Below are 17,853 nucleotides of genomic sequence, written 5' to 3' on the forward strand. Positions count from 1 at the left end.
TCGCGACATCCGGCAAGTCGTGCCCCATGGGGGTTCGGGATTGTCCACGGGTGCGCCATCAGGGTGCGAAATTCCACCTGACTGTTCAGACCAGTAAGACCGAGCAACACCAGCAAAACCGTGGCTTGCGCCCCCTGAAACCGAATCTTGGCATGGCCCGTGCTCTGTCGATCCGCAGAAATCACTTCCCGCCGATCCGGAGATTTGCCATGACCCAGCGTTACAGCGCCCTCCTCGCCGCCCTGTTTGCCAGCCTGATGCTGAGCCAGGCACCCGCCCACGCCGACGGTCTGGAGGATGTGGTCAAACGCGGCACCCTCAAAGTCGCCGTGCCCCAGGACTTCCCGCCGTTCGGTTCGGTCGGCCCGGACATGAAACCGCGCGGCCTCGACATCGATACCGCCAAACTGCTGGCCGACCAACTCAAGGTCAAACTCGAACTGACCCCGGTCAACAGCACCAATCGCATCCCGTTCCTGACCACCGGCAAGGTCGACCTGGTGATTTCCAGCCTCGGCAAGAACCCTGAACGCGAGAAAGTCATTGATTTCTCCCGTGCCTACGCGCCGTTCTACCTCGCCGTATTCGGTCCGCCAGACGCCGCCATCAAGGGCCTGGACGATCTCAAGGGCAAAACCATCAGCGTCACCCGTGGCGCCATCGAAGACATCGAGCTGACCAAAGTCGCCCCCGAAGGCGTGACCATCAAACGCTTCGAAGACAACAACTCGACCATCGCCGCCTACCTTGCCGGGCAAGTCGACCTGATCGCCAGCGGCAACGTGGTGATGGTGGCGATCAGCGAGAAAAACCCGAAACGCGTACCGGCCCTGAAAGTGAAGCTCAAGGACTCTCCGGTGTACGTCGGCGTGAACAAGAACGAGCCGGCGTTGCTGGACAAGGTCAATCAGATCCTCACCACCGCCAAGGCTGACGGTGCGCTGGAAAAGAACTCGCAAACCTGGTTGAAAGAACCGCTGCCGGCCGATCTCTGATCGTTCGCTCGGGAGACGACTTATGGCTTATCAGTTCGATTTCTTGCCGGTGGTGGAAAACACCGACCTGCTGCTGCGCGGTGCGTTGTTCACCCTTGAGCTGACGGCCGTTGGCGCAGTGTTCGGGGTCGCTCTGGGCATCGTCGGCGCGTTGGTGCGGGCGTGGAACATCCGTCCGTTCGCCGGCATTTTCGGGGTCTACGTCGAGTTGATCCGCAACACACCCTTTCTGGTGCAGTTGTTTTTCATCTTCTTCGGTTTGCCGTCGCTGGGACTGCAGATTTCCGAATGGCAGGCGGCGGTGCTGGCGATGGTGATCAACCTGGGCGCCTATTCGACCGAGATCATCCGCGCCGGCATTCAAGCGATCCCCCGCGGGCAACTGGAAGCCGCAGCCGCCCTGGCAATGTCGCGTTTCGAAGCCTTCCGCCACGTGGTTCTGCTGCCGGCACTGGGCAAGGTCTGGCCGGCCCTGAGCAGCCAGATCATCATCGTCATGCTCGGCTCGGCGGTCTGTTCGCAGATCGCCACCGAAGAGCTGAGTTTCGCCGCCAACTTCATTCAATCGCGCAACTTCCGCGCCTTTGAAACCTATGCCCTGACCACGCTGCTCTACCTGTGCATGGCGCTGCTGATCCGCCAATTGCTGAACTGGATCGGCCGCCGCTACCTGTCCAAAAGCAGTGCAAGGAGCAGCCAATGAGCGATTTCACCTTCTGGGACATCCTGCGCAACCTGCTCACAGGCCTGCAATGGACTCTGGCGTTGTCGCTGGTGGCGTTTATCGGCGGTGGGCTGATCGGTTTGCTGATCATGGTGATGCGGATTTCTAAGAAATCCCTGCCCAGCCACTTCGCCCGCACCTACATCGAATTGTTCCAGGGCACGCCGCTGTTGATGCAGCTGTTTCTGGTGTTCTTCGGTGTGGCCTTGGCCGGTGTGGAAATTTCACCGTGGATGGCGGCGGCGATTGCCTTGACGCTGTTCACCAGCGCCTACCTGGCGGAGATCTGGCGCGGTTGCGTCGACTCGATCCCCAATGGCCAGTGGGAAGCCTCGTCGAGCCTGGCGCTCAACCCGCTGGAGCAATTGCGTTACGTGATCCTGCCACAAGCGCTGCGCATCGCCGTGGCGCCGACCGTGGGCTTCTCGGTGCAAGTGGTCAAGGGCACCGCCGTCACCTCGATCATCGGCTTCACCGAACTGACCAAGACCGGCGGCATGCTCGCCAACGCGACCTTCGAACCCTTCATGGTCTACGGCCTCGTCGCCCTCGGTTACTTCCTGCTCTGCTACCCCTTGTCCCTCAGTGCGCGCTACCTGGAAAGGAGACTGCATGCCTCTGCTTAGAATTTCCGCCCTGCATAAATATTACGGCGACCACCATGTGCTCAAAGGCATCGATCTGAGTATCGAGGAAGGCCAGGTGGTAGCAATCATCGGTCGCAGCGGATCGGGCAAGTCCACCTTGCTGCGCACCCTCAATGGTCTGGAATCGATCAACGACGGCGTGATCGAAGTCGACGGCGAATACCTCGACGCCGCCCGCGCCGACCTGCGCAGCCTGCGGCAGAAAGTCGGGATGGTGTTCCAGCAGTTCAACCTGTTCCCGCACCTGACCGTCGGCGAAAACGTCATGCTTGCGCCGCAAGTGGTGCAGAAAGTGCCGAAAACCAAAGCCACCGAACTGGCGCGGCAGATGCTGGAACGGGTCGGATTAGGCGAAAAATTCGATGCCTTCCCGGATCGACTCTCCGGTGGCCAGCAACAGCGGGTAGCGATTGCCCGGGCGCTGGCGATGTCACCGAAAGTCTTGCTGTGCGACGAAATCACCTCGGCCCTGGACCCGGAACTGGTCAATGAGGTGTTGAGCGTGGTCCGGCAACTGGCCAGGGAAGGCATGACATTGATCATGGTCACCCATGAGATGCGTTTTGCCCGTGAGGTGGGCGACAAATTAGTGTTCATGCACCAGGGTAAGGTGCATGAGGTGGGAGATCCGAAGGTGTTGTTTGCCAACCCGCAGACGGCGGAGCTGGCGAACTTCATTGGGACCGTGGAGGCGGCGGGCTGAACCGCTGTGGCGAGGGAGCTTGCCCCCGCTCGGCTGCGCAGCAGTCGTAAACCTGCTGGCCGGCTTTTCCTGAAGCACTGCGTTGAATGGTTTTGGGGCCGCTGCGCTGCCCAGCGGGAGCAAGCTCCCTCGCCACAGGAACCCACGTCGTCCGTGCGCTGGATCAAGGCATTAAACCGTACGCGTTGGCGCGAGCGTTTGATCGTGGCAGGATGTCGAGGTTATCGACCGAGACCCCCTGACCATGCCGCTATCCCAAGTCAAGAATCTGTCCCTGATCGCCGCAATCGACCTGGGCTCCAACAGCTTTCACATGGTCGTGGCCAAGGCCCAGAACGGCGAAATCCGGATTCTCGAGCGTCTCGGGGAGAAGGTTCAGCTGGCCGCCGGCATCGACGAAGAGCGTCAACTCAGCGAAGAATCCATGCAGCGCGGGCTCGATTGCCTGAAGCGTTTTGCCCAACTGATCAACGGTATGCCACCGGGCACCGTGCGGATCGTCGGCACCAACGCCCTGCGCGAAGCCCGTAACCGCGGTGAATTCATCCATCGGGCCGAAGAAATCCTCGGCCATCCGGTAGAAGTCATCTCCGGCCGTGAAGAAGCGCGCCTGATTTACCTCGGCGTCTCCCACACCCTCGCCGACACCCCGGGCAAACGCCTGGTGGCCGACATCGGCGGCGGCAGTACCGAATTCATCATTGGCCAGCGCTTCGAACCGCTGCTGCGCGAAAGCCTGCAAATGGGCTGCGTCAGCTACACCCAACGCTATTTCAAGGACGGCAAGATCACCCCGGCCCGCTACGCCCAGGCGTACACCGCGGCGCGCCTGGAGATCATGAGCATCGAACACGCCCTGCACCGCCTGACCTGGGATGAAGCCATCGGCTCCTCGGGCACCATTCGCGCCATTGGCCTGGCGCTGAAGGCCGGCGGGCATGGCACTGGCGAGGTGAACGCCGAAGGCTTGGCCTGGCTCAAGCGCAAGCTGATCAAACTCGGTGATGTCGAGAAAATCGACTTCGAAGGCATCAAGCCCGACCGCCGGGCGATCTTCCCCGCCGGGCTGGCGATTCTCGAAGCAATCTTCGATGCCCTCGAACTGCAACGCATGGACCACTGTGAAGGCGCCCTGCGCGAAGGCGTGCTCTATGACCTGCTGGGCCGTCATCATCACGAAGATGTCCGTGAGCGCACGCTCAGCTCGCTGATGGAGCGCTACCACGTCGACCTGGAACAAGCTGCGCGAGTCGAGCGCAAGGCGCTGCATGCCTTCGATCAGGTGGCCGAGGATTGGGACCTGGACGACGGTGTCTGGCGCGAACTGCTGAGCTGGGCGGCCAAGGTCCACGAAGTGGGCCTGGACATCGCGCACTATCAGTACCACAAACACGGCGCCTACCTGATCGAGCACTCGGACCTGGCCGGGTTCTCCCGCGAAGACCAACTGATGCTCGCGCTACTGGTGCGTGGCCACCGTCGCAATATTCCCAAGGACAGGTTTGCCGATTTTGGCGACGATGGCATCAAGCTGATTCGCCTGTGCGTGCTGCTGCGCTTTGCGATTCTGTTCCACCACATCCGTGGCACCCAGGAAATGCCACAGGTCGTGCTGCACGCCAACGGCGACAGCCTGGATGTGTTATTCCCGGAACATTGGCTGGATGACAACCAGTTGACCCAGGCCGACTTCGCCCTGGAAGCCGAATGGCTGACCCGCGTCAGCTTCGTGCTGAACGTTCGCTAAGCCTGTGGTGAGGGAGCTTGCTCCCGTTGGGCCTCGCAGCGGCCCCAAAAGAAGGACTGCTACGCAGTCCAGCGGGAGCAAGCTCCCTCGCCACAGTCATTCATCGCTCATCGCTCGGGCGAGGTAAAAAAAATGGCGATCCACATGGATCGCCATTTTTTATCGCCCAAGGTTTGCGTTAACGCACCGCCAGAATCGGGCTGCCCAACCGCTCCAGCAAGGTGGCCTGGGCGCTGCGCGGGTTCTGGTTGCCGGTCGGTGTATTACGGACGTAGCGACCGTCCGACTGCAGGCTCCAGCTGTGGGTGTTGTCGGTAAGATAAAGCTCCAGCTCTTTCTTGACCCGCAAAATCAGCTTCTTGCCCTCGACCGGGAAGCAAGTCTCGACGCGCTTGTCGAGGTTGCGTTCCATCCAGTCGGCACTGGACAGGAACATCTGCTCTTCACCGCCATTGAGGAAGTAGAAAACCCGGGTGTGCTCCAGGAAACGACCGATGATCGAACGTACGTGGATGTTATGCGATACCCCGGCGATGCCCGGTCGCAGGCAGCACATGCCGCGCACCACCAGATCGATGCGTACCCCGGACTGGCTGGCCTTGTACAACGCGCGGATGACCTTTGGATCGGTCAGCGAGTTGAACTTGGCGATGATGTGCGCCGGTTTGCCGTCGAGGGCGAATTGCGTCTCCCGGGCAATCATGTCGAGCATGCCCTTCTTCAACGTGAACGGCGCGTGCAGCAGTTTTTTCATGCGCAGGGTTTTACCCATGCCGATCAACTGGCTGAACAGTTTGCCGACGTCTTCGCACAAGGCATCGTCGGAGGTCAGCAGGCTGTAGTCGGTGTACAGACGGGCGTTGGCCGCGTGGTAGTTGCCGGTACCCAAGTGAGCGTAGCGAACAATCTCGCCGGCTTCGCGACGCAGAATCAGCATCATCTTGGCGTGGGTCTTGAAGCCGACCACGCCGTAAATCACCACGGCGCCGGCCGCCTGCAGACGGCTGGCCAGCTGCAGGTTGGATTCTTCATCGAACCGCGCGCGCAATTCGATCACCGCCGTCACTTCCTTGCCGTTACGCGCCGCATCCACCAGCGCATCGACGATCTCCGAGTTGGCGCCGCTGCGATACAACGTCTGGCGAACCGCCAACACGTGTGGATCCTTGGCCGCCTGGCGCAGCAAGTCGACCACCGGGGTGAAGGACTCGAACGGGTGCAGCAGCAGGATGTCCTGCTTGCTGATCACGCTGAAAATGTTCTCGCTGTTCTGCAGCAGTTTCGGGATCTGCGGGGTGAACGGCGTGTATTGCAGCTCCGGATGACTGTCCAGGCCGGTGATGCTGAACAGCCGGGTCAGGTTGACCGGACCGTTGACCTGATACAGCTCGGTTTCCTGCAGGTTGAACTGCTTGAGCAGGTAATCGGACAGGTGTTTCGGGCAGGTGTCGGCCACTTCCAGCCGCACCGCATCACCGTAGCGACGGGAGAACAACTCGCCGCGCAGGGCGCGGGCCAGGTCTTCCACGTCTTCGGTATCGACCGCGAGGTCGGCGTTGCGGGTCAAGCGGAACTGGTAGCAGCCCTTGACCTTCATGCCCTGGAACAGGTCATCAGCGTGCGCGTGGATCATCGACGACAGGAACACGTAGTTGTCACCCGGGCCGCCGACTTCTTCCGGTACCTTGATGATCCGCGGCAGCAGACGCGGCGCCGGGATGATCGCCAGGCCGGAATCGCGACCGAAGGCGTCGATGCCTTCGAGCTCGACGATGAAGTTCAGGCTCTTGTTCACCAGCAACGGGAACGGGTGCGTCGGGTCGAGGCCGATCGGGGTGATGATCGGCGCGATCTCGTCGCGGAAATAACGGCGGACCCAAGTCTTGAGCTTGGTAGTCCAGTAACGACGACGGATGAAGCGGACCTGATGTTTTTCCAGTTCCGGCAAAAGAATATCGTTGAGGATCGCGTATTGGCGGTCGACGTGACCGTGCACCAATTCGCTGATGCGGGCCAGGGCCTGGTGCGGTTGCAAGCCATCGGCGCCGGCCTGTTCACGGGCGAAGGTGATCTGCTTCTTCAGGCCGGCCACACGAATCTCGAAGAACTCGTCCAGGTTGCTGGAGAAGATCAGCAAAAACTTCAGCCGCTCCAGCAATGGGTAGGACTCATCCAGCGCCTGTTCCAGCACGCGGATGTTGAACTGCAGTTGCGAGAGCTCGCGATGGATGTACAGGCTGCTGTCATCCAGACCGGGAATGGCAATCGCTGGCGCCGCCACAACGGGCTCGGCCACCACCGCGGGTGGAGCGGGCTCCAGCTCCGGTGGAGTTTCAGCGATTTGCTCCACCACAGGTTGAGCGTCTTTTACGGCAACTTCAGTGAGTCCTTCGGTATTCATCGAATGTTCCTGGGAGGGCTATTTTTGCTCTCGTAACAATTGAGCAGCACGGACGGCAAAGTAAGTCAGGATGCCATCAGCGCCTGCACGTTTAAAAGCGGTCAGGGATTCGAGGATAACCCCTTCGCTCAACCAGCCATTCTGGATCGCCGCCATGTGCATGGCGTATTCGCCGCTGACCTGATACACAAAGGTCGGCACTTTGAACGCTTCCTTGACCCGATAAAGAATATCCAGATACGGCATGCCTGGCTTGACCATGACCATGTCCGCGCCTTCTGACAAGTCGGCCGCCACTTCGTGCAGGGCTTCGTTGCTGTTGGCCGGGTCCATCTGATAGGAGGCCTTGTTGGCCTTGCCCAGGTTCAACGCCGAACCCACCGCATCACGGAACGGGCCGTAGTAGGCACTGGCGTACTTGGCCGAGTAGGCCATGATCCGCACATTGACGTGCCCCGCCAGCTCCAGCGCTTCGCGGATCGCCTGAATGCGCCCGTCCATCATGTCTGACGGAGCCACCACTTGAGCGCCGGCCTCGGCGTGGGACAAAGCCTGCTTAACCAGTGCGTCGACGGTAATGTCGTTCTGCACATAGCCTTCTTCGTCGAGAATGCCGTCTTGACCATGAGTGGTGAACGGGTCCAGGGCGACGTCGGTGATCACACCCAGCTCCGGGAACTGCGCACGCAGAGCGCGGGTAGCGCGCTGGGCGATGCCGTTGGGGTTCCAGGCTTCGGCGGCATCCAGTGACTTGAGTTCCGGTGGCGTCACCGGGAACAGTGCCAGCGCCGGAATGCCCAGCTCGACCCATTTGGCAGCCTCTTCCAGCAACAGATCGATGGTCAGGCGTTCGACGCCCGGCATCGACGCCACTGCTTCGCGACGGTTTTCACCGTCCAGCACGAATACCGGCAGGATCAGGTCATCGACGGTCAGTACGTTTTCACGGACCAGACGACGCGAAAAATCATCACGACGGTTGCGACGCAGGCGGGTTGCAGGAAACAAACGGTTGGCGGGGGTAAAGCTCACGGCAGACTCCTGAGCCCGCGCTGGCGGGCGAGCGTGACAGTTATAAGCGGCCATTATGACCAACGTATTACAGTTATGTGCACCCCTGTGGCAGGTAGTCGCATTCCATTGTCCTTGTAGGAAATGTTCACGTCGAGACACATTTGGACACTTTCATGAATGTGCACGAAGGGTTAGGCTGCGCGTTCATTTCGCCAGCACCCAGACAATGCTCCAACAATTTCTACATGACTTCGGCTACTTCGCCCTGTTCCTCGGCACGTTTTTCGAAGGCGAAACCATTCTGGTGCTCGCAGGCTTCCTCGCGTTCCGTGGGTACATGGACATCAACCTGGTGGTGGTCGTGGCGTTCTTCGGCAGTTATGCCGGCGATCAGCTGTGGTACTTCCTGGGGCGCAAGCACGGGCGCAAATTGCTGGCGCGCAAACCGCGCTGGCAATTGATGGGCGATCGGGCACTGGAACATATCCGCAAGCACCCGGACATCTGGGTGCTGAGCTTCCGTTTTGTCTATGGTTTGCGCACCGTGATGCCGGTGGCAATCGGTCTGTCGGGCTATCCGCCGGGACGCTATCTGCTGCTCAACGGGATTGGCGCGGCCATCTGGGCTGCGGCGCTGGCAGCGGCTGCGTATCACTTCGGCGCGGTGCTCGAAGGTATGCTGGGCAGTGTCAAGAAGTACGAGCTGTGGGTGCTGGGCGCCCTGCTGGTCCTGGGCTTTGTCCTGTGGCTGCGGCGACGCTTCAAGAATGCCCGCTTGGCGAAAAAGATCTACGCCGATGAGCAGGCATTGAAAGCCGAACAGGCCAAGTCCAACGAACCTACGACGCCCATCGAGTGACGCGGTTTCTACAACAGTAGAGACCGATGCCGCTGAGCAGGCTGTAACTGAGCAGCCCTACCCAGCCCACCGCGCTGCCCGGCCATAGCCCGACCATCGGCGCCAGCCACACCAGCGGCAGGTTCGACACCAGCCGCAACAGCTCCAGCTTCAACGCCTGCGGGCGATTCTCCAGGGCTGCGCCCAACACGAACAACCCCAACGCCACGGCGCCCCAACCCAATACCAGGGCTGCGGTCGGCAGGCTCTGCTCCAGATTCATCAAGTAACTGCCCAAGGTGATGTAGACGCAGAACTGCAGCGCCACATACCACTGCTGACGTCCGTCCAGCGGCACCTCGAATTTGCGGAACTGAGCCAGGTCCGGCTTGTTCATCGGGTATTTGGCCGCCACGTCCGCCGGCCGCCAACCGGTGCGCATGAACCAGATCCGCAGCTTGTCCCACCAGCGCTCGGCGCGCCGGGCGTCATCCCACAACTGCGCGTAAAACTGCACGTTCGCCCACAACGGATTCCAGCTCGCCAGCGGCGTGGTCACGCCGAATATCACCGGTTCGTTATCGTCCTCTTCCTGGAACGAGCCGAACAGACGGTCCCAAATAATGAACACCCCGCCGTAGTTGCGATCCATGTAAAGAGCGTTCTGTGCATGGTGGGCCCGATGATTGGACGGCGTGACGAAGAACCACTCGAACCAGCCAAGCTTGGGAATATGCCGGGTATGCACCCAAAACTGGTACAGCAGGTTCAACGCCGCAACGCTGACGAACACCAGCAGCGGCACGCCGAGCACGGCCAGGGGCAGGTAGAAAATCCAGCTCAACAGAAACCCGGTGCTGGTCTGGCGCAAGGCTGTGGAGAGGTTGTAGTCCTCACTCTGGTGATGCACTGAATGTGCGGCCCAGAGGATGTTGCGCTCATGGCCCATGCGGTGCAGCCAGTAGTAGCAGAAGTCGTAGAAGACAAAAGCGAATACCCAGACCCAGACACTGTCGGCCGACAGCTCGATCACGGCCAGGTGTTTAAGGGCGAAGGCATAAGTGACCAGGCCGACACCTTTGGTCAACAGGCCCGTGGTGGTCGACAATACGCCGGTGCTGAGGCTGTTGATCGCGTCTGCCACGCGGTAATTGCTCACCCCGCGCCAACGGTCGGCCAACAACTCGACCGCAATCAGCACAAAGAAAAACGGCACCGCATACAGAATGAAGTTCATGACGCGACCTGATCGGAATCGTTCAGCAGAGATTAGGTGTAGCCGCGAATTAACCCTATGGCAACGAGTGACAAATTAGTGGACATTTAACGCCATGAATCTGGAGAAAAGCCCATGAGCAAAAAAATTGCAGTGATCCTTTCCGGCTGTGGCGTGTACGACGGCGCCGAGATCCACGAAAGCGTGATCACCCTGCTGCGGCTGGACCAGCGCGGTGCCCAGGTGCAGTGCTTCGCACCCAACATCGCGCAGTTGCATGTGATCAACCACCTGACTGGCGAAGAAATGCCCGAATCGCGCAACGTGCTGGTGGAATCGGCGCGTATCGCCCGGGGCAACATCAAGGATATCCGTGAAGCGGACGTCGAAGATTTCGATGCGCTGATCGTTCCCGGTGGTTTCGGGGCGGCCAAGAACCTGTCGAACTTTGCCGTCGAAGGCGCCGGCTGCAGCGTTCAACCTGACGTCCTGGCGTTGACCGAAGCGTTCGCCGAGGCTGGCAAACCGGTGGGGCTGATCTGCATCTCGCCGGCCCTGGCGGCAAAAATCTACGGCCCGGGCGTGACCTGCACCATCGGCAACGATGCCGATACCGCCGCCGCGATGAACAAGATGGGCGCCACCCACGCCGAGTGCGCAGTGACCGACATTGTCGAAGACAAGGCGCGCAAGCTGGTGAGCACGCCGGCGTACATGCTTGCGCAATCGATCAGCGAAGCCGCATCTGGCATCAACAAACTGGTCGACCGCGTACTGGAACTGACCCACGAAAACGACGAGTAACACTCGTGATTGTTCCCACTTCGCGTGGGAACGATCATTACCGTCTTGCTCAAGCTTTACGCGACAACCGGGTCAGTATCCGGTCCAGCGCATTGGCGAACGCCTGTTTCTCGCGGTCGCCGAACGGCGCCGGGCCGCCGCTCATCTGCCCCTGCTCGCGCAAGTCGGTGAACAGGTTACGCACCGCCAGTCGATCGCCCATGTTCTGCGCATCGAACTCCTTGCCCCGCGGATCCAGCGCCGCAACGCCGTTCTTCACCAGCCGATCCGCCAGCGGCACATCGCTGCAAATCACCAATTCCCCTGGCACTGCGTGTTCCACCAGATAATCGTCGGCGGCATCCGGGCCGCTGGGCACCACGATCAGTTTCACCAGCGCAAGGCCCGGCTTGATTTGCGGCTGACCGGCCACCAGCACCACTTCGAACTGGCGCTTGAGGGCAAACTTCACCACTAGATCCTTGGCTGCCCGAGGGCAGGCGTCAGCATCGATCCATACGCGCATTGGATTTCCTCTATTGAAAAGCATCGCGGGCAAGCCCGCTCCCACAAGGTTAGCGCTGAACCTGTGGGAGCGGGCTTGCCCGCGAATATGAGCGCAGCGAATGCTTTTAAGAAGCCGGCAACTGCCGCTTCTCGGCCATCCGGCTGCGACTGTACAGCACGATGATCGCAATGATCGCCACAGCCTGGGCACTCAGCGAATACGCATCAGCGTGGATCCCCAACCAGTCGAAGTCAAAGAATGGTACCGGCCGCGTGCCGAAGACCCCGGCTTCCTGCAACGCCTTCACGCCATGGCCGGCAAACACCACCGACAACGCGCACAGCAAACCGGCATTGATGCCGAAGAACAGTGCCAGCGGCAGTTTTGCCGAGCCGCGCAGAATCACCCAGGCCAGACCGACCAGCATAACCAGCGCCGTCGCGCCGCCAGCCATTACGGCGTTATGCCCTGCAGGCCCCGCCTGCAACCACAAGGTTTCGTAAAACAGGATCACTTCGAACAGTTCGCGATACACCGAGAAGAACGCCAGGATCGCAAACCCGAAACGCCCACCGCCGCTCACCAGGCTGCTCTTGATGTAATCCTGCCAGGCCGCTGCGTGGCGACGGTCGTGCATCCACACACCGAGCCAGAGCACCATGACGCTGGCAAACAGCGCAGTGGCCCCTTCCAGCAGCTCACGCTGGGCACCGCTGACGTCAATCACATACGCCGCCACCGCCCAGGTCGCCAGCCCGGCCAACAGCGCCAGGCCCCAACCGATGTTGACGCTGCGCACCGCCGATTGCTGGCCGGTATTGCGCAGGAACGCGAGGACCGCCGCGAGCACCAGAATGGCTTCCAGACCTTCTCGCAACAGAATCAACAGACCGGAAATGTAACTCAGCGACCAGCTCAAGCCATCGCTACCGAGCAGGCCAGCGGATTCTTTCAGCTTGGCCTTGGCCACTTCCAGACGTTGCTCGACCTGAGCCACCGTCAAACCGTCCTGCAACGACTGACGGTAAGCCATCAGGGACTTTTCAGTGTCTTTGCGCACGTTGGCGTCGACGTTGTCCAGGGAGCTTTCGACCAGTTCGAAGCCTTCCAGGTACGCCGCAACCGACAGGTCATAGGCCTGATCGTGCTCGCCGGCGCGATAGGCGGCGATACTCTTGTCCAGCGTGGCCGCCGTGTATTCAAGCAATTGCCCCGGGCCACGCTTGACCTGCGGCGGCTGCGCTCGTTGCGCGCGGAAGGTCGCGGCCGCTTGCGGACCTTCGGCGGCCTGCACTTCGGCTGGCGTCTGACGCGCCAGGTCGGCGATGTTGTAGGTTTTTTCGGATTTTGCCGTGGCAGGATCAGCGCTTAAGCCGGCGATGTAGGTCGCCAGGTCCCAACGCTGGCGATCATCCAGCTGATCGGCGAAGGCTGGCATGTCAGTGCCTTCGACGCCCATGCCCAGAGTGTTGTAAAGCGCGTAGAGGCTCAGACGGTCCAGTCGCGCAGCATCGCGCAGATTGGTCGGCGGTGGCGTCATGCCGACACCTGCCGGGCCGTCACCGATGCCCGTATCGCCATGGCACACCGAGCATTGCTGGGCGTACAGCGGCGCGCCGCGGGTCGGGTCCGGGGTAATCACCGGAGCCTGGCTGACTTCATAGGTCACCGCCAGTTTTGCCCCCAGCTGCCGTGCCTGACGGGTGACGTCCGCGCCGTCCTTGCGAGCGGCGATCGCGGTGCGCAGACCGTTGACGCCCTGCTCCACTTCGGAACGTTCAGGTTTGGCCGGCAAATCGGCGATCAACCCTTGCAGCTCCCCCAGGAACGTCTGCTGTTCGAGATATTCAGCCTCATCAATAACCTTGCCTCCCTCGACCGCCGCCGGGTAATCGGCGGCAATATAATCGAGCAAATGCAGGGCCTTGGGCGCACCCTCTGCGGTTTCAGCCAGCGCATTGAAGCTGCAGAACGCGATCATCGGCAGCACGAGCCACGCCAGAAAACGAGAGAAGCCAGTCATGAATAAATCTCAAATGGAAATACGAAGTAACACATTGTTCACTTCGAATGAGTTTCGCTCAAGCTTTGTTGTGTTTGGGTTTTGCGGGTAACGAGCTGCAGCACACCATTGCATTAGACCCCAGGCTTGAAATGGATGATGGCATCAATCAAAAAAATGCCTTCAAAAAGCCATTACATAGCCACCATCCCTGCTTATAATGCCGCGCCGTCGTTATCGCGATACGGCATTTAAGCTCCTCTTTTTATGAGGAATTGGCAGGACGCCAGTCTCCCTGCCGATGGGTCCCAACAGCCCGACCAGCACGCGGCTGCTTACACTCAGGGAAGAAGTACCCTATGGCCTCCCGCGCCCTTACCTCGATTGCGCTCAGCGCTGTCACCTTGCTCTCCGGCTGTTCGGCTTTTCGCAACTACGATTCCGAACTGGCACAAACCAACCAGCAACTGGCTGCCGGCAACGTCGACGCCGCCTTGACCTTGTTGGAAAAGAACAACACCGGTGCCGACAAAGACCTGCTCTATTACTTCGAGAAAGGTGAACTGCTGCGCGCCAAGGGCGACTTGTCCGGCAGCCAGAACGCCTGGAGCAGCGCCGATCAGGTGGTGGGCAAGTGGGAAGACTCGGTCAAGCTCGACACCGAAAAGTACCTGGCTCAGTTCGGCAGCTTCCTGGTCAATGACAAAGTCCGTCGCTACGAAGGCTACGACTACGAAAAAGTCATGCTGACCACGCAGATGGCCCTCAACCTGCTGGCGGTGAATGACTTCGACGGCGCGCGCACCGCGATCAAGAAAACTCACGAACGTGAAGCGGTGATCGCCGACCTGCGCGATAAGGAATACCTCAAGAGCGAAGAGCAGGCCGAGAAGGAAGGCGTCAAAACCCAGTACAAGGATCTCCAGGGTTATCCGGTGGCCAGCCTCGACGCGCCAGAAGTGGTCAGCCTGAAAAACAGCTACCAGAGCGCGTTCAGCCATTACCTGGCCGGTTTCGTCTACGAAGCCCTGGGCGAGAAAGACCTGGCCGCGCCGGGCTATCGCAAAGCCGCCGAGCTGCGCCCGAACACTCCGCTGCTGGAACAGGCGCTGGTTAACCTGGACAAACCCGCCAAGGACGATGACGGCGATATCCTGATCGTCGTGCAAAGTGGCCTGGCGCCGTCCCGCGACTCGATTCGTATTCCGCTGCCATTGCCGATCAGCAACAACGTGGTGATCACCCCGCTGTCGTTCCCGATCATCAAGCCAGACACCTCCACCGCCACCTTCGCCCAGATCGGTGTGGACGGTCAGCAGGTGAACCTGACGCAACTCAACAGCACCACCGCCATGTCCCGCCGCGCGCTGCGTGATGACATGCCGGGCATCATCCTGCGCACCACCGTCCGTGCCGTGACCAAAGGCGTGGCGCAGAAGAAAATCAACGAAACCAACCCGCTGGCCGGTCTTGCGGTCGGTATCTCTTCAGCCGTGCTCGAAGGTGCCGATACCCGTACGTGGCGAACCCTGCCGGACACCACTCAAGTGGTGCGTCTGCGCTTGAAGAAAGGCGAGCACCAAGTCTCCCTGCCGAGCGCCGTGGGTGGTTCGGTGGTCAAGGTCACCGTAGATCAGCGCTATCAAGTCATCAGCCTGCGCGCCGTGGGCAATCAGGTATTCGCCAGCGGCCAGGCCGCCCATGTGATCCCGAGCGCCAACCCGACCACCGTGGCCAGCCTCAAACAACCTTAAGAACGGAGTCTTTGCATGCGCTTCAAACTCATCACTGTCGTCGCCCTGGCCTTGCTGGCCGGCTGCGCCACCCCGCCACCACCGGAGCCAGGCAGCGCTGCCAGCAAGGTCGTGGCCATGGGCAAGCTCAAGAACATCGTGGTCGGCGCCATGCGCGTGGCACGGGAAAACGGCTTCATGACGGTCAACGCACAGCTGAGCAACACCAGCTACAACAACAAGACCTTCTACTACCGCTTTGCCTGGCTCGGCCCTGAAGGCTTCCCGGTGGCCGAAGAGGAAACCTGGAAAAGCCAGATGATGTACGGCGAGCAGACCAGTTTCATCCAGGCCATTGCGCCAACCGCCAAAGCCGTGGATTTCCGTCTCGAAATCAAAACGCCTTAAGCCCGACACCCTATTCGTTCAGTTCTAGAGAGCATTCCCATGTTTGCACGCTTTTCGTTCATCGCCGTCATCGCCCTCCTGGCCAGCGGTTGCGCCAACACTTCGCCGACGCTGGGCAGCAAAAACATCAGCTACGGCGACACCAAAGCGGTTGAAACCGTGACCAACGAGTTCGGCTCCACCGACCTGCAGATGATCGCCGAATCCATGACCCGCTCCCTGGCACAGTCCGGCATCCTGCAAGGCCGTCCGGTGGTTCAGGTCTACGACGTGAAGAACAAGACCAGCGAGTACATCGATACCCGCGAAATCACCACCAGCATCAAGACCCAGCTGATGAAGACCGGCGTCGCCCGCTTCGCCAGCGACAACACCGCGATGCAGAGCCAGGTCGACCAGCTCAAGCTGCAAAACCAGAGCGGCCTGTACAAGAAGAGCACCGTGGCCAAGACCGGCAACATGATCGCCGCCCAATACCGTCTTGAAGGTTCGATCAGCTCGATCGTCAAGCGCAGCAGCGACTACAAGGACGTCTTCTACAAATTCAGCCTGCAATTGATCGACGTTGAAAGCGGTCTGGCCGAGTGGATGGACGAAAAAGAGATCCGCAAAACCACGGAGCGTTAATCGATGCGCGCATGGATTGGCATGATGGCCCTGGCTTGCGCATTCAGCGTGCAAGCGGCCCCGAAAGTCGCGGTAACCGATCTGGCGTACCAGGAGCGTGTGGAGCAGTACATCCACATCGTTTCGGCGCAGAGCAGTCACCGCGAGAGTGACTACAGTGCCAGCGGTTCTTCGAGCTACAACGAGATCGAAGCGACCAACAGCTACATCGAGCAAGGCGAGTTGCGCAAATTCACCGGCGACATCAAGGGCGAGATCCTGCGCACCGGTATGTTCCAGCTGGTGCAGGGCACGCCTTACACGGCATCGTCCAAAGGCGACGTGTATGACGTGATCAAGCGCATCAAGGCCGGTAGCTTCAAGGGTGCCGACTATGTGCTGTTCGGCACTGTGTCAGACATCGACTTCACCCGCGACATGAACGAGCTGGCCAATACCGACAGCTATTCGGCGGTGCTGGGGCTGACGCTGGTGGCGGACTTCAGCCTGATCAACACCAAGACCTTCGAGATCACCTCGGCCTTCACGGCGATGGGCGAAGGTCAGGACACCAAACTGGTGAATGGACGGGACATCCGGGTTTCCCTGAACCGCCCACGGGTGGTGCGTGACGTGTCCAAGGCGTTGGGTGAAGACGTGGCATCGCAACTGAGCCAACAGCTCGGTGGTGGCGGTTACGAGCAGCCGGGTCAGGCACCGTTGCGTAATAACCTGCCGAGGGATACGGCGCCGGTGATTCTGCACTGATCTCAGACTGGCCACTCTGTAGTAATGAAAAAGGCGACCTCAATAGGTCGCCTTTTTTGTGCCTGAAGCTTTATGCCGCTGCTTTGCGCAAAGTCGCCATGAATGCCGCCGCGCCGATGAACAGCCCGGCAAAGGTGCGGTTCATGCGTTTCTGCTGCTTGGGTGTGCGCAACAAACGCAGGACCTTGGCCGCCAGCCCGGTGTAGCCGGCCATGACGATCAGGTCGACACAGATCATGGTCACGCCGAGGATCAAGTACTGGGCCACCAGCGGCGCGTGGGGATCGATGAATTGCGGCAGCACTGCGAGCATGAACACCAAGGCCTTGGGGTTGCTGACGTTCACCAGAAAACCGCGGAACATCAGCGCCATCGGCCTGCCGATCTGCCGAATGGCAGCGTCGTCGTTCATCTCATTGGGCAGCGCGCGCCATTGCTTGACCGCGAGGTAGACCAGGTAGACCACACCGAACCATTTGATCACATAAAAGGCAGTGGCGGAGGCCGCGAGGATCGCACCGACACCGGCAGCGACAATCGCAATCTGCAACGCCAGGCCCAGTTGCAGGCCCAGGGCGTTCCAGTAACCGCGCCAGAAACCGTAGCGCAGACCGCTGGACATCGACGCAATGGCGCCGGCACCGGGGGAAAGACTGATCACCCAGCAGGCGGCAAAAAATGCCAGCCATGTTTGAAGCAGCATCGCACACCTCGACTCAGACTCGTGACAAACGTCTAAGCTAATGCGCCATACGGCCAA

At 60.3% G+C, this 17,853-nt stretch carries 17 protein-coding genes; 11 read left to right on the plus strand and 6 right to left on the minus strand.

Translation table 11 applies throughout. The features are described from left to right. Nucleotides 1-209: 209 nt before the first annotated feature. From PSH69_RS28655 to ppx, 5 genes are all read left to right on the plus strand, one after another. Complete coding sequence (locus PSH69_RS28655; RefSeq protein ID WP_018927568.1) at nt 210-995, plus strand: transporter substrate-binding domain-containing protein; 786 nt, start codon at nt 210-212, stop codon at nt 993-995. A gap of 22 nt (nt 996-1,017) precedes the next feature. Next, entirely contained in the window at nt 1,018-1,698 is a 681-nt protein-coding gene (locus PSH69_RS28660; protein WP_305410475.1) for an amino acid ABC transporter permease, read from the plus strand. After that, nucleotides 1,695-2,345, plus strand: coding sequence for an amino acid ABC transporter permease (locus PSH69_RS28665; protein WP_007899375.1), 651 nt, complete (start codon nt 1,695-1,697; stop codon nt 2,343-2,345). Before PSH69_RS28660 ends, PSH69_RS28665 begins: the two co-directional genes overlap by 4 nt. Further along, entirely contained in the window at nt 2,332-3,069 is a 738-nt protein-coding gene (locus PSH69_RS28670) for an amino acid ABC transporter ATP-binding protein (protein ID WP_305410477.1), read from the plus strand. Before PSH69_RS28665 ends, PSH69_RS28670 begins: the two co-directional genes overlap by 14 nt. A 244-nt stretch (nt 3,070-3,313) precedes the next feature. Continuing rightward, nucleotides 3,314-4,816, plus strand: a complete 1,503-nt coding sequence (ppx, locus tag PSH69_RS28675; protein WP_305410478.1) for an exopolyphosphatase — start codon at nt 3,314-3,316, stop codon at nt 4,814-4,816. A gap of 178 nt (nt 4,817-4,994) precedes the next feature. Here the strand turns inward: ppx and ppk1 are convergent, their stop codons facing one another. Beyond that, nucleotides 4,995-7,217, minus strand: coding sequence for a polyphosphate kinase 1 (gene ppk1, locus PSH69_RS28680; protein ID WP_018927564.1), 2,223 nt, complete (start codon nt 7,215-7,217; stop codon nt 4,995-4,997). A gap of 18 nt (nt 7,218-7,235) precedes the next feature. Further along, nucleotides 7,236-8,249 (minus strand): porphobilinogen synthase, encoded by a 1,014-nt coding sequence (hemB, locus tag PSH69_RS28685; RefSeq protein ID WP_019580521.1) that lies wholly within the window; start codon nt 8,247-8,249, stop codon nt 7,236-7,238. A gap of 208 nt (nt 8,250-8,457) precedes the next feature. On the opposite strand from hemB, the gene PSH69_RS28690 reads away from it, so the two are divergent. Continuing rightward, a complete protein-coding gene (locus tag PSH69_RS28690) occupies nt 8,458-9,090 on the plus strand; it encodes a DedA family protein (protein WP_064621046.1) in 633 nt (210 codons plus the stop codon). Here PSH69_RS28690 and PSH69_RS28695 read toward each other — a convergent pair. Continuing rightward, nucleotides 9,071-10,306 (minus strand): sterol desaturase family protein, encoded by a 1,236-nt coding sequence (locus PSH69_RS28695; protein ID WP_305410479.1) that lies wholly within the window; start codon nt 10,304-10,306, stop codon nt 9,071-9,073. The genes PSH69_RS28690 and PSH69_RS28695 overlap by 20 nt on opposite strands. Nucleotides 10,307-10,420: 114 nt before the next feature. Between PSH69_RS28695 and elbB the strand changes: the two genes are divergently transcribed. Next, a complete protein-coding gene (gene elbB / locus PSH69_RS28700) occupies nt 10,421-11,089 on the plus strand; it encodes an isoprenoid biosynthesis glyoxalase ElbB (protein WP_064621048.1) in 669 nt (222 codons plus the stop codon). A gap of 49 nt (nt 11,090-11,138) precedes the next feature. On the opposite strand, the gene PSH69_RS28705 is transcribed toward elbB, so the two are convergent. Together PSH69_RS28705 and PSH69_RS28710 are read right to left on the minus strand one after the other, a co-directional pair. After that, nucleotides 11,139-11,594: a YaiI/YqxD family protein gene (locus PSH69_RS28705; RefSeq protein WP_019580518.1), complete on the minus strand. Its 456-nt coding sequence runs from the start codon at nt 11,592-11,594 to the stop codon at nt 11,139-11,141. 106 nt (nt 11,595-11,700) lie between these two features. Further along, nucleotides 11,701-13,599, minus strand: coding sequence for an FTR1 family protein (locus PSH69_RS28710; RefSeq protein WP_305410480.1), 1,899 nt, complete (start codon nt 13,597-13,599; stop codon nt 11,701-11,703). 338 nt (nt 13,600-13,937) lie between these two features. Here PSH69_RS28710 and PSH69_RS28715 point away from each other — a divergent pair, with 338 nt between their 5' ends. The 4 genes from PSH69_RS28715 to PSH69_RS28730 are packed head-to-tail and all read left to right on the plus strand — an operon-like array spanning nt 13,938 to nt 17,093. Beyond that, nucleotides 13,938-15,332 carry a COG3014 family protein gene (locus tag PSH69_RS28715; RefSeq protein WP_305410481.1) on the plus strand — a complete coding sequence of 465 codons (1,395 nt, stop codon included), beginning with the start codon at nt 13,938-13,940 and terminating at the stop codon, nt 15,330-15,332. 15 nt (nt 15,333-15,347) lie between these two features. Continuing rightward, a complete protein-coding gene (locus PSH69_RS28720; RefSeq protein ID WP_018927555.1) occupies nt 15,348-15,719 on the plus strand; it encodes a YcfL family protein in 372 nt (123 codons plus the stop codon). A gap of 39 nt (nt 15,720-15,758) precedes the next feature. After that, the gene (lpoB, locus tag PSH69_RS28725) at nt 15,759-16,346 is read left to right on the plus strand and encodes a penicillin-binding protein activator LpoB (RefSeq protein ID WP_105340689.1); all 588 of its coding nucleotides are present in this window, start codon (nt 15,759-15,761) and stop codon (nt 16,344-16,346) included. Nucleotides 16,347-16,349: 3 nt separating this feature from the next. After that, nucleotides 16,350-17,093 carry a penicillin-binding protein activator LpoB gene (locus PSH69_RS28730; protein WP_305410482.1) on the plus strand — a complete coding sequence of 248 codons (744 nt, stop codon included), beginning with the start codon at nt 16,350-16,352 and terminating at the stop codon, nt 17,091-17,093. Between the two features lie 70 nt (nt 17,094-17,163). On the opposite strand, the gene PSH69_RS28735 is transcribed toward PSH69_RS28730, so the two are convergent. Then, the gene (locus PSH69_RS28735; protein ID WP_305410483.1) at nt 17,164-17,796 is read right to left on the minus strand and encodes a LysE family transporter; all 633 of its coding nucleotides are present in this window, start codon (nt 17,794-17,796) and stop codon (nt 17,164-17,166) included. Nucleotides 17,797-17,853 lie beyond the last annotated feature (57 nt).

Source organism: Pseudomonas sp. FP1740 (genome assembly GCF_030687165.1).
Classification (GTDB): Bacteria; Pseudomonadota; Gammaproteobacteria; order Pseudomonadales; family Pseudomonadaceae; genus Aquipseudomonas.

Coding starts and splice junctions, on each gene's coding strand:
- PSH69_RS28655 (WP_018927568.1), top strand. CDS start 210: ATGACCCAGCGTTACAGCGCCCTCCTCGCCGCCCTGTTTGCCAGCCTG.
- PSH69_RS28660 (WP_305410475.1), top strand. CDS start 1,018: ATGGCTTATCAGTTCGATTTCTTGCCGGTGGTGGAAAACACCGACCTG.
- PSH69_RS28665 (WP_007899375.1), top strand. CDS start 1,695: ATGAGCGATTTCACCTTCTGGGACATCCTGCGCAACCTGCTCACAGGC.
- PSH69_RS28670 (WP_305410477.1), top strand. CDS start 2,332: ATGCCTCTGCTTAGAATTTCCGCCCTGCATAAATATTACGGCGACCAC.
- ppx (WP_305410478.1), top strand. CDS start 3,314: ATGCCGCTATCCCAAGTCAAGAATCTGTCCCTGATCGCCGCAATCGAC.
- ppk1 (WP_018927564.1), bottom strand. CDS start 7,217: ATGAATACCGAAGGACTCACTGAAGTTGCCGTAAAAGACGCTCAACCT.
- PSH69_RS28690 (WP_064621046.1), top strand. CDS start 8,458: ATGCTCCAACAATTTCTACATGACTTCGGCTACTTCGCCCTGTTCCTC.
- PSH69_RS28695 (WP_305410479.1), bottom strand. CDS start 10,306: ATGAACTTCATTCTGTATGCGGTGCCGTTTTTCTTTGTGCTGATTGCG.
- elbB (WP_064621048.1), top strand. CDS start 10,421: ATGAGCAAAAAAATTGCAGTGATCCTTTCCGGCTGTGGCGTGTACGAC.
- PSH69_RS28705 (WP_019580518.1), bottom strand. CDS start 11,594: ATGCGCGTATGGATCGATGCTGACGCCTGCCCTCGGGCAGCCAAGGAT.
- PSH69_RS28710 (WP_305410480.1), bottom strand. CDS start 13,599: ATGACTGGCTTCTCTCGTTTTCTGGCGTGGCTCGTGCTGCCGATGATC.
- PSH69_RS28715 (WP_305410481.1), top strand. CDS start 13,938: ATGGCCTCCCGCGCCCTTACCTCGATTGCGCTCAGCGCTGTCACCTTG.
- PSH69_RS28720 (WP_018927555.1), top strand. CDS start 15,348: ATGCGCTTCAAACTCATCACTGTCGTCGCCCTGGCCTTGCTGGCCGGC.
- lpoB (WP_105340689.1), top strand. CDS start 15,759: ATGTTTGCACGCTTTTCGTTCATCGCCGTCATCGCCCTCCTGGCCAGC.
- PSH69_RS28730 (WP_305410482.1), top strand. CDS start 16,350: ATGCGCGCATGGATTGGCATGATGGCCCTGGCTTGCGCATTCAGCGTG.
- PSH69_RS28735 (WP_305410483.1), bottom strand. CDS start 17,796: ATGCTGCTTCAAACATGGCTGGCATTTTTTGCCGCCTGCTGGGTGATC.